This is a genomic window from Bartonella sp. CL266QHHD (assembly GCF_042195355.1).
In the GTDB taxonomy this organism is placed as follows: domain Bacteria; phylum Pseudomonadota; class Alphaproteobacteria; order Rhizobiales; family Rhizobiaceae; genus Bartonella.
Genome location: NZ_JBHIOD010000063.1, coordinates 1 through 10,462 on the forward strand (window position 1 = coordinate 1; position 10,462 = coordinate 10,462).

The 10,462-nt window shown below is 40.5% G+C and carries 13 protein-coding genes; 2 read left to right on the forward strand and 11 right to left on the reverse strand.

Annotation, left to right across the window (positions count from 1 at the left end):
* Positions 1-443: 443 nt before the first annotated feature.
* From ACFIK7_RS09050 to ACFIK7_RS09070, 5 genes are all read right to left on the reverse strand, one after another.
* Positions 444-1,607 carry a DUF6990 domain-containing protein gene (locus ACFIK7_RS09050; RefSeq protein ID WP_375631443.1) on the reverse strand — a complete coding sequence of 388 codons (1,164 nt, stop codon included), beginning with the start codon at positions 1,605-1,607 and terminating at the stop codon, positions 444-446.
* Positions 1,608-1,617: 10 nt separating this feature from the next.
* Positions 1,618-1,995, reverse strand: coding sequence for a hypothetical protein (locus ACFIK7_RS09055; protein ID WP_375663249.1), 378 nt, complete (start codon positions 1,993-1,995; stop codon positions 1,618-1,620).
* A 348-nt stretch (positions 1,996-2,343) separates the two neighbouring features.
* Entirely contained in the window at positions 2,344-2,550 is a 207-nt protein-coding gene (locus ACFIK7_RS09060) for a hypothetical protein (RefSeq protein WP_375638458.1), read from the reverse strand.
* 136 nt (positions 2,551-2,686) lie between these two features.
* Positions 2,687-2,971, reverse strand: a complete 285-nt coding sequence (locus ACFIK7_RS09065; RefSeq protein ID WP_375654340.1) for a hypothetical protein — start codon at positions 2,969-2,971, stop codon at positions 2,687-2,689.
* Between the two features lie 674 nt (positions 2,972-3,645).
* Positions 3,646-4,179, reverse strand: coding sequence for a hypothetical protein (locus ACFIK7_RS09070; RefSeq protein ID WP_375659857.1), 534 nt, complete (start codon positions 4,177-4,179; stop codon positions 3,646-3,648).
* A 981-nt stretch (positions 4,180-5,160) separates the two neighbouring features.
* Here ACFIK7_RS09070 and ACFIK7_RS09075 point away from each other — a divergent pair.
* Both ACFIK7_RS09075 and ACFIK7_RS09080 read left to right on the forward strand, forming a co-directional pair.
* The gene (locus ACFIK7_RS09075) at positions 5,161-5,724 is read left to right on the forward strand and encodes an NADPH-dependent FMN reductase (protein WP_273790873.1); all 564 of its coding nucleotides are present in this window, start codon (positions 5,161-5,163) and stop codon (positions 5,722-5,724) included.
* A gap of 18 nt (positions 5,725-5,742) precedes the next feature.
* Positions 5,743-6,258 (forward strand): short-chain dehydrogenase, encoded by a 516-nt coding sequence (locus tag ACFIK7_RS09080; protein ID WP_375637680.1) that lies wholly within the window; start codon positions 5,743-5,745, stop codon positions 6,256-6,258.
* A gap of 610 nt (positions 6,259-6,868) precedes the next feature.
* Here ACFIK7_RS09080 and ACFIK7_RS09085 read toward each other — a convergent pair.
* The 6 genes from ACFIK7_RS09085 to ACFIK7_RS09110 all read right to left on the reverse strand — a co-directional run bounded on the left by ACFIK7_RS09085 (position 6,869) and on the right by ACFIK7_RS09110 (position 10,402).
* The gene (locus ACFIK7_RS09085; protein WP_375663250.1) at positions 6,869-7,006 is read right to left on the reverse strand and encodes a hypothetical protein; all 138 of its coding nucleotides are present in this window, start codon (positions 7,004-7,006) and stop codon (positions 6,869-6,871) included.
* Between the two features lie 627 nt (positions 7,007-7,633).
* The gene (locus ACFIK7_RS09090; protein ID WP_273790878.1) at positions 7,634-7,810 is read right to left on the reverse strand and encodes a hypothetical protein; all 177 of its coding nucleotides are present in this window, start codon (positions 7,808-7,810) and stop codon (positions 7,634-7,636) included.
* Between the two features lie 15 nt (positions 7,811-7,825).
* Positions 7,826-8,398, reverse strand: coding sequence for a hypothetical protein (locus ACFIK7_RS09095; RefSeq protein WP_375637677.1), 573 nt, complete (start codon positions 8,396-8,398; stop codon positions 7,826-7,828).
* A 10-nt stretch (positions 8,399-8,408) separates the two neighbouring features.
* Positions 8,409-8,660 (reverse strand): hypothetical protein, encoded by a 252-nt coding sequence (locus tag ACFIK7_RS09100; RefSeq protein WP_375663251.1) that lies wholly within the window; start codon positions 8,658-8,660, stop codon positions 8,409-8,411.
* Positions 8,661-8,871: 211 nt separating this feature from the next.
* Positions 8,872-10,008 (reverse strand): DUF6990 domain-containing protein, encoded by a 1,137-nt coding sequence (locus ACFIK7_RS09105; RefSeq protein ID WP_375663253.1) that lies wholly within the window; start codon positions 10,006-10,008, stop codon positions 8,872-8,874.
* Between the two features lie 28 nt (positions 10,009-10,036).
* Positions 10,037-10,402 (reverse strand): hypothetical protein, encoded by a 366-nt coding sequence (locus ACFIK7_RS09110; protein ID WP_375663252.1) that lies wholly within the window; start codon positions 10,400-10,402, stop codon positions 10,037-10,039.
* Positions 10,403-10,462: the final 60 nt, after the last annotated feature.

Consider the following 10,462-nt stretch of genomic DNA (forward strand, 5'->3'; position numbering starts at 1 on the left):
GCTTCATTGGCAAGAACAGCTTAAAGACAAAAAACACCTCAAAGGAAAAAGACCCTAACACTGCTCAAAAATGCCATTTTTTGCCTTCCTCTCCCCTCAAATGACAAAGGCTCTAACCCTTAAAGCTCCCCCCATAGCGCTTTAGTCAATGGACCTTTCCCTCATACCGCTTGAATAAGGCACTTGAATAAGCGATAATTTATGAGCATTTTCTAACAAAACAACAGAACAGTCTTAAAGAAGAGAGTAGAATTTATAATTGATTTTTCCCCCTATTCTTGAGGATCAAGCTATTTCCAGTCTATTTTTTAAAATCTTGGCTATTATTCTTGATTTTTTGAGCCCTTTATTTGGCTCTGGTAAGAAAGGTGTGAAAGCGTCTCAATCATGGCGCTTTCACATCTTTTAAATAAGAGTGTTTTCTTCAACAGGAGAGTACAACACTAATCAATTTTTATATCCATAAATGCAGGTTCACCATCTTTAATATAAGTAATATCAGGAGCATGTTTTACCCCCTCTGCTTCAAACACGAACTGTTCATCACTCACATCAAATCCTTGTTCCCTTAATTCTTGTTTTTTCTCCTCGACTAATTTTTTATGAAAAGCACGTTTTTGATTACACGTATTAGGGGATCTCACTCTGAAAAGCTGATAGTCCATGGCTATAGACCACTTCTCAGCAACCCGTTCCAGTAGATCGTAACTGAACTTTCCTTCCCTTTTCACTTCTTGAGCGATCACCATCGCGCGTTCCAAATGGACTTTTTCAATGGTTTCATCAAAGCCAAGCTTCTCCCCTGCCGTAAAACTTTCGTCATAAGAAGCTAAAGTCTCAACATCGCCAAGTAAGGCAAGAGCAGCAAGATGCAGCAAAGCATAAGGTGCGAGCTCTATGTCATCATCCGTTGCCCAAGATAAAGAGTCTTTTTCCCAAGGGGGAATACCATATTGAGAGCGAAACATTTCATGCAAAGAATCATCTTCCATTGTCCATTTTAAAGTTTTATCGAGTGCTTTCTTTAAAAGCTGGACGCTCACTTTTTCTTCAAAAATTTCCAATCCATTGGGTACAAAATTCATAAATACCGTTGGCACAACCCCAGAATTATGAGGATTAATCGTCTGACAAGCCGCCGCAAAAATACCGCTCATAATTAAAAGTCCGCGATCAAAAGGCGAAAACTCTTCCACTCGTTTCTCGTTATAAAGAAACTGCACTTCGCGATCTGGTAAAAAGAGGGTTGCCAAATAATCTCCCTTTCCCTCGATTTCCACCGACCATCCCAAGCTTTTTAAAAGCCCTGTTGCACTTTCTATCGTGAGAATTTCATCATCATCATCATAATCGGCAGAGAACTCTTTTTCCTTTAGTTGCAAACGCCTCTCCTGCACCACAGCTTCATCTTTCCAAAACTGCTGCGTTGCAAGATCATTTTCTTTAAGCACTCTTTCCAGCTCGCCTTTCACTTGGAAATTCATTTTCATCCGTTTAAAGACAGAGATATAAAGAGCTAAAATAAGCATGATAATGATCATGCAAATAACAATCATCACCCAGAATCCGGGATCTAATAGAAATACGGCTATAGGATCACTGTTCATTTTTCCCCTCTCAGTCTTTACAAAGCCCGTGCGACAGAGAGCTTATGTGCTCTCGCACAGAGATTGCTTCTTCTAGTTTCTGAATATTTTTTCGCAACTCACCCGTCACTTTGGTGCGAAGCCGTAACATAACCGGAATAAAAATAATAACACAAACCGTTATGATGTCCGTTGTTTTAAAGAGAACGGCATGCACAACATATTGCCACCCTGTCAGCTGCCAATTCAATACACTTGGTATTTCTAGAACCATTTTCCACATGATAATGAGAACCGCAATAGCAAAGATAATTTTATAATCCTTTGCTGAAAGCAACGCTTGCTGGAGCGAAAAAGAATGCACTCCTTTATGCGTTTCTTGCTCTGATGCCCAATTTTGCTCCTTCATGTATTCCCCTCTCTCTTTGAAAAGACCCGTGCGACAGAGAGCTTATTTGCTATCACACAGAGATTGCCTCTTCTCGTTTCTGGATTTTTTTCCAATTTACGCATTATGATGATGCAAAACCCAAATACCACCGGAATAAAGAAAAGTACACAGACCATTATGGTTTGCGTCATAATAAAAATTATAATATTCCTGCTACCTTGCCACCCTCTTACCTTCCTCACATTGCAAACAATAAAGATTTTCAAACCACGCCAATCTGTAAACAATAGTCACAATTCAGCTTTTTCTTCCCAAAAATTCTCTTATTTTCAAGAAAATCACCCTGCAACCCCACTTCAATAGAATTCATTTCAAAGCTTGAATGAACAAGGCTCCTAAAAATACGAAAACAACCCATATACCGCGCGCCCCTACAAGCAAAACCGTTCCTTCCTCACGCCTCAAACGATAAAGTAAGTCCCAAGCACTCACTCTAGGCTCTAAACCCCAAGGGCTCTTATTCCCTTTTATCAATACTAATCCATAATCGGCTTTTCTTTCACTCAATGCCACCCTCAACACTGCTCCTTAGAGCAATGTTTACGGACACCTCATGAAAGAGCACCAAAAAATATCAGAGGCAAAATGGTATAGAGAGCAATCCCTATAAAGGCTGAATCTCTCATAATTTCTTCATTATTTTTCCCTCTCATGATTTCTCAAACGCTGTATCCTGTTCTTGCAAGACGTTTTTCAGTTCTTTTCTTAAACAGCGATACGTTCTCACCTGCTTAAAGACACCATAATAAAGTTCTAAAATCATCATGGGAATACAAGCAACCACCAATGTCACGCACATAAGCACGAAAACAAATATCATGACAAGAATATCGTCCATTTTCCAGTTCACACTTTCTTTATATCGATCCTTTTGATCGGTTATTTTACCCCGTTGCTGATCTATTCCTTTCAATTTCCGAATATTTTTTACCAACAAAAACCACAATATGATGTAGAGTATCAACATAACTGGGAATAAGACCAAAACACACACTATAATAACTTTCCAAAACGCATACAGAGAGAGAAAAAGAGGTGTATCCCACCACCCTGTCCGTTCCCCATTGCTACCCAAGGATAGGAGAAAGAAAATCTTGTTCCACAGCTCAAGAGAAAAAATGCTGTACTCTTTGCTATCCAAGGATGAGAGAGAGAGAATCCTGTTCCATAGCTCAAGAAAGAAAATCCTGTTCCATAGCTCAATAATGAGAGAGAGAAAACAAATGACAACATGCTCTCGCACAGAAAAAATACTTTTTTCGAAAAAATGGCGCAGTCCATTATAAAATGCTGAATTTTTCCCCTTCATTGCTCTTCCTTTTTTTATGAAAAATGCATTTCTTTATCTCATGCCCGCTCTTTTAAGAACCACGAAAAGTGCGATGCATGGCGCTTCCCTTGTTTTCAACAAAAACCCCCAACTTTCTAAAAGCGCGGTTACTCTTCCCAATGATTAAGAGCATCCTCCTCATTACAAACGAAAATAGGCTCTCTTCTTTGTCTGATGATTTTCCAACCATTCATCCTCCCCTCTTCTTGTGTCACGAGAGCTTCTAAACATTGCCTCTTACCCCTCACGATAGCTACAAAAGCGCCTTGTCACTCTCTTTATCTTACGCGTTTTAATGCCCGTCTCACTTTACGATACGTTCTCACCTGCTTGAAAACAAAATAGTAAAATTCTAAAATGAGCATGACAACACCCGCAGGAAAAAAGACGTTTAGCAGAAATATCAACCAAAAGTATACGATAAAAAAACAGCTTATTTTTTCTCTATTGTTTTTTACTGGATTATTTTGTTGATCGATTGTGTGACCCCGTTGCTGGATAGCCTCTTCTAACTGCTGAATCTTTTTTTTCAACAAATACGTTAAGATGAGATAAAGCACCAATAAAACAGGCATCAAGGCAACAACAACCACCATGATGACTTCACGCAGCACAAAAAGCGCCAAAAGAGTGCTATCCTGCGATACACTCAACGGCCACTTGGCTTCTAATGGGATCAAAAGAGCTTTATAACCTATCCCAATAAGGATAGAAATAAGACAAATAATCATATGATCTTTATAAGAACGAAATGATTTTCCAAAAAAAAGAGAGCACCGTTTGTTATAAAATGTGGAATTTTCCCCCTTCATTTGCTCTTCCCTTTTATGCAACTGTTTGTCCCTAACTTTATAAGGACACGCATAATCTCTCAAAGCACAATTGCATCCATTATCGTCAAACAGAACACCCCAGAAAATACTCGTATTGCATATTCATGTTGCCAATACTTTTGCCAATTCACGTGCTTGTTTTAAAGAAATCTCTCAACACTTCCAAACCAACGCGCGTACACCCCATTTCATGAACATCCCCCATGAAAGGGATAACAATAGCGCTCCCATGAATATATCCCCTTACTATAAACTCTATCACCACCATTGTTTCAATAAAAAATGTAATCCGGCACCATTCATATACGCCCCCTGCGGCCTCTACAATAGCCTTACCCTCCCTTGCAACAAGCTACGCCATAACTCGTTCCTCAACACGGACAACCCCATTAGCCTAAGGCTCCTACGACAACCCCACCCCTGCCCAAAAAACAGCCCTATCTAGCTTCTACGATAGCCTTTATCCCTTGAAAAGACAGAAGCATTTTTATTCTTTTCTCAATTGTTTTCGGACCCCCCACTTAAGACATGAAAAAGGAACTTCCATTGATTTGCAAATGATCGCGCAATAAGAGCATTTGAAATGAGAAAATCTTACAACTTTCTTATTCCAATTAAAAAGGATCAATGATCATTCAAAATATGACGATATATTCCATTTTTCATTGGGGATCTTGCAAGCCAATAGCTTAGAATATATTCATCAAAGCGCTTCTAAGACAGAGAGACAGCCGCAATTCTTGAGATCAAGCATTTTAATATTAATGAAAGCACTAACATTCCCTTGCAAATTTGAGGTGTTGTTTTGTCAACAATCTTGTTAGCATGGATTGATTCTATAACTATGCGATATCAGCACAATTGCTCTTTATAAACAGCATTGATACGCGCCATTTTACTCACACTTCTTTATAAGCCTTGCGTTATAGGCTTGTGGGGAAAAGATAAAGGAGAATCCTGTTGAATATAGCAATTATTTTGGGGTCTGTGCGTCAACCTTCCTTAACAAGAACTTTAGCCAATTATTTAGCGGATTGCCTCATAAAGCGGGGTGCATCACTTCAGTGGGTTGATTTGCGTGAACAGCCCTTGCCGATGACAGATCCCGATTATCATCAGCAGGTAGAGGCTAATCCAAGTGCTGCGGTCCGTGAGTTTGTAAAAACCATTGCAGCGGCTGATGGCGTTATTCTAGCAAGCCCCGTTTATCAAGGGTCTTATTCGGGTGTTTTAAAAAATGCTCTTGATAATTTGAGCTATAATGCCTTTTTAAATAAACCTGTTGGGCTTATCTCTCATGGGAGTACGGCCAAAAAATGCGCACAACCGTGTGAGCATTTAGTGCCGGTGGTGCACACGCTTTATGGTTATACACTCCAATGTCAAATCGCCTCTTCCAACGAAGATTTTTCCTCAGATGATGAAGGTCGTACTTGGAAAGTTACAAGTGAAGAGGTACAAACACGTTGTGAAAGACTTGCTGATGAAATGTACACATTTTTAAAGCAAAGAGGTGGGATTTAAAGTAATAAGGGAGGGGGCATGAAAAAAAAGGATGCGCACTATCGTTATTTAGTGGTAGGGGGCACAGGGATGCTTGCCCCTTTGTATCAATCACTAAAGCCGCAAGAAGTGATTATTGCTGCACGCTTTCTTTCCCATAAAGTCCAGCTTGAGGCATTGCACAACAAACAGTTGTGCGTGTCGTTGGATTATGATTGTGCGGCATCAAAGGCGCAATTTTTAGAAGCTGTGAAGCAATGGCATGATCTAAAATATTGCATATTATGGATTCATTCGCCCGCCTATGCATTTTCTTGCGCATTAATTGAGCAGTTGGCTCTTTTGCCTAAACCGCCATGTATTCTTCATATTTTTGGTTCCAACATGCATGATCAAATGATCCTCGAGTGCGCGCGCAAAAACAAGGTTGATTTTATCCCCATTCAATTAGGACAAAAAACAACGCCCAAAGGTTTACGATGGCTGACCCATAAGGAGATAAGCCAACAGGTACTGGATGCCATAAAAAACCATATGAATAAACAAAACTTATGATCAATACCTCTGCTTTGCAAAGAAGCAGTACCCCTTCAATCTCTATCCATACCCGAACACCCTCTTGAATAGCCCATACTCTCTTACATCATAGGCTTTGAGAACGAACAATCCCCCTCCCTTACGCCTCTAAACAGCATGCCTATATCAACAGCTCCAAAACCAAACGTTTTTCTAACCCTTCTCACACGGACTTACCCCCTCTGACAACCATCACAGCCCTTGACCAACCACACACCCTTTTACAGTTACACGCTTTTACGATTTTGCAAATTCACAGAAAACTAGCAAACTGCCGATAAACCGCCCCATTAAAGCCTATACAAGCCTATTACAAACCTATCATCAGCCTATTCATTGCCAACAGCCCTTTTCCCCCAACGCCCTCCATTCCCCCAATTCCCCATTACTCCATTCCAATTTTGACGCATTGCACAATCCAACCTTTACGCCTCCATTGGCACCTTTTCTCCCATATCCGCCCCACAACCATCACGGCTCTTGAGCAACCACACGCCCTATTACAGTTTCACGCTTTTACGATTTTGCAAATTCACAGAAAACAAGCAAACTGCCGATAAACCGCCCCATTAAAGCCTATACAAGCCTATTACAAACCTACCATCAGCCTATTCATTGCCATCAACCCTTTTCCCCCAACGCCCTCCATTTCCCCATTCCCCCAGCGCGCCCTCCATTCCTCCATTCCCCCAACGCCCTCCATTTCCCCATTCCAATTTTGACGCATTTCACAATCCAACCTTTACGCCTCCATTGGCACCTTTTCTCCCCAACCGCCCCACAACCCTCACAGCCCTTGAGCAACCACACACCCGCTTTTACAGTTTCACGTTTTTACGATTTTGAAAATTCACAGAAAACAAGCAAACTGCCGATAAACCGCCCCATTAAAGCCTATCATCAGCCTATTACAAACCTATCACCAGCCTATTCATTGCCAACAGCCCTTTTCCCCCAACGCCCTCCATTCCCCCAATTCCCCATTACTCCATTCCAATTTTGACGCATTGCACAATCCAACCTTTACGCCTCCATTGGCACCCTCTTTACCCCATATCCTCCCCACAACCGTCACGGCTCTTGAGCAACCACACACCCTTTTACAGTTCCACGTTTTTACGATTTTGCAAATTCACAGAAAACAACAAAACTTCCGATCAACCGCCCCATTAAAGCCTATACAAGCCTATTACAAACCTATCATCAGCCTATTCATTGCCATCAGCCCTTTTCCCCCAACGCCCTCCATTCCCCCAGAGATCAGCGTAAAATGAGAAAAACAATCGATGCCCTCCTCCCAAGCCGTGAAGCAATGGCATGATCTAAAACTTATGCCTCCCCCATGACACGAGCACTACATGCGCTTTTTCAGCGCTGCGTTTAATTGTTTGGTAACCTTGTAATACGAGATCAAACGCTTGATAAAAGAAATATACAGTGCCACAATGGGTATTGTTAAGAAAAAATCAAAAACACCCCCCAGCAGAATGATCAAAATCACCGTCCAAGCTGCCGCCATTTCGTAATGCATTTTATCCCCTTCTCTTTATAAATTGATTGATTGGGTTGCTTCAGTCACTTCTTCCAATTGCTGAATTTTCTTTTTCAATCGATGAGTTAAAATTTCACGAAGGATCACAACAACAGGGATCGTTGCAAAAATACATACCGATAAAAAAAACCAGAAAAGCAAGAGAATGGCAAAATATTCAAATCTGCTCTCATCTATCTCATCTATCCCTTTAAAGAAAATCACATAGACATAAGCTTTGAAAAATATAATGATGAAAGAGAGGCATGCGTGGAGGATATAATCTTTGCGTGAAAAAGCGAGCCATTTTTTTAACGAATAGAAACTTATCTGTGTTTCTAGTGCTAAGTTTTGCGGCACTCTCTCTTTTTCTTTTCCGCTTTTTTCAAAGAAACAAAAACGCTGTGGATGTTCTTTCATCAAACGTCTTTGTTTTTTCACTCTGTAATAGAGCCTCAAACGCTTTATTAAAGAATAATAAGGCGCCACAATAATCATATTCACAAAAATGGCAAAAACTGTAACTGCATTTAGAAGAAAATATCCAATCGGCAGAAACAAAATAAAAACCGCGGCCTCACTCCTCATGTGTATAACCTCATTGATTAATCTCTTGCTGCTTTATTTTTTCTTTTAGTTTTTTCTTTATTTTTTCCAATTTACGCTCTTTAAAACGACAAATGCCCCACAAAATAGGAAGGGGTGTGAGAAGACAAAACCATATCAACACTGGTAAGAGAAAAATAAGAGAACCAATTCCTTCCCATCTTGTCCATTGCAACGGCTGTACCAGAGATTTTGCACCCGCAGAAATTTCTAAAGCCATCATGATAAGGCACGTACAAAACATGATAAAAAAGCGGCACCCTATTATTTTACACCTTCCCACCCCTTTACGCCTTTCCACTGAAGACACCATAAATTTTCTAAATGAAAAGAAAGACTCTTCAAATGTTGCTTTTTTCTCCTGCATTGTTCCCCTCTGCTTTTACGCTTCGCGCTTTTTACGCATTATTTTTAGGTTTAAGCTCTTTTTAAATTATCTAAACTCTTTATTTTTCTCAATAAATTTTTTCATCAATCCTAATTTCTACATCCATATATTCTAACTCCCCATCCTTTATGTAAAGAATATGAGGACGATAGTTTTTTCCATCAACCTCACAAATCGCGTCCTTTTCGTAAACAAAATATCCCTGTTGCCTTAATTCTTCTCTTTTTTCCTCGATCAAATTTTCATAAGAATCTCTTCTTCTATTGCACAAATTGGGATCTGTAGCTCTAAAACATTCATAGCTTTCCACCTCCATGGAAAAATCCTTTGCCGCCTGTTGAAGCAAATCGTAACTGGGTTGCTTTGTCTTTTCTACCGCCTGAGCAATCACCATTGCGCGTTCCAGATGCTCCTCTTCGATGCTTGTTTCAAAGCCCAGCTTCTCACCTTCCATAAAGCTTTTCTGATAAGAGTGTAAAGTTTCAACATCGCCCATCAAAGCCAGAGCTGCAAGATAACGCAGGGAATAAGAAGCCAACCGAGGGACCACAGTTTTGTTTTCCCAAGGCAGGATTCTATATTGAGAGTGAAGCATCTTGCCAAGATCAACCTCAGTCATTGCCTCATCTAAAGCTTTCTCGAGTGCACGACGTAAACATCCAACGCTTACCTTTTCTTCAAAAATTTCCACCCCCTTCACATCAAAACTCAATTCAAGAGCAATCAAGCCTCCAGAATTATAAGGGTCTATCGTTTGGCAAGCCGCCGCATGGATACCAGAAACCACCGCAATTGCACAATCAAATCGCGGATACCCCTTCTCAGCATTATAAAGAAACTGCACTTCACGATCTGGTAAATAATAGGTGGCCAAATGATCCCCTTTTCCCTCAATTTCCACCTTCCACCCCAAACTCTTTAAAAGCGCCGTTGCACTTTCCATCGTTAAGATTTCCTCATCAGAAAGAGAAAACTCTTTTTCCTCAGATAACAGCTTAATCATCGGCGTTGCTCCACTAGACGGCTCAAAAGCGATAGGTTGTTCAAGCACGCGGCTTAATTCTTTTGTCACTTGGCAATACAGTCTCACCCGCTTGAAAGTAGAGTAATACAATGCCCAAATAAACATCACGACCACAGCAGAAAGCAGCGTGAAAAGCGTCAAGCCCACACCCCACGAGAGTACAACAACAATATCCATCATTTTAATATCTATCATTTTCCCCGCCCCTTCATGCGCTGTTTTGTTGAGAAGCGGTTTTTCTCCGCTTCCAGATTGCTTGCTCCAACATATCAATCTTTTCTTTCAACAGAACCGTGAAAATGATACGAACCACAAAGGCAACAGGGATGAACAAAAAAATAAACCATGATATAAGCTGCATGATTAACAAGAGAGCTGCCACGACATCCCCTTCCCACTCCGCCAACTTCCACCCAAGCAAAATTGGTACGAAGCGAAGAGCCATTCTTAAAGCTGCCACAATGAAAGCAATACAAAAGATGACTTTATAATTTTTGCGTGTCAAAAACGCTTCTTCAAGCGCAAAAGACCGTAATTCTTCATCCAATGGTGAATTTTTTCCATTGCCCCTCATTTTTTATCCCTCATTTGTTTCAATTTTCAAGCCATTTTCATGAACCGAAGCTTTCGTCCT